The sequence below is a fragment of the Streptomyces fildesensis genome (assembly GCF_016107395.1).
Lineage (GTDB): Bacteria > Actinomycetota > Actinomycetes > Streptomycetales > Streptomycetaceae > Actinacidiphila > Actinacidiphila fildesensis.
In genome coordinates, this window is sequence record NZ_JAAIKO010000314.1 from 1 (window position 1) to 256 (window position 256).

Genomic DNA, 256 nt, shown 5'->3' on the forward strand with positions numbered 1-256 from the left:
CTCTGAAATCCGGTGGCATCATGCTTGAGAAAGACTATCCGTACGTTGGAAATGATCGAGGAACCTGCAAATTTGACAAGGCCAAGATTGCTTCTAAAGTGGCCAATTTCAGCATCGTGTCCCTTGACGAAGATCAAATAGCTGCAAATCTTGTGAAAAATGGCCCCCTTGCTGTGGGCATCAATGCGGTGTTCATGCAAACATACATCGGGGGAGTTTCGTGCCCGTACATATGCTCGAAGAGGCTTAATCATGG

General features: G+C 46.9%; 1 protein-coding gene. It reads left to right on the forward strand.

Translation table 11 applies throughout. The features are described from left to right. Nucleotides 1-20: 20 nt before the first annotated feature. Nucleotides 21-256 (forward strand): C1 family peptidase (locus tag C6N31_RS47420; protein ID WP_198359736.1); only part of this gene is annotated, 236 nt, incomplete at its 3' end.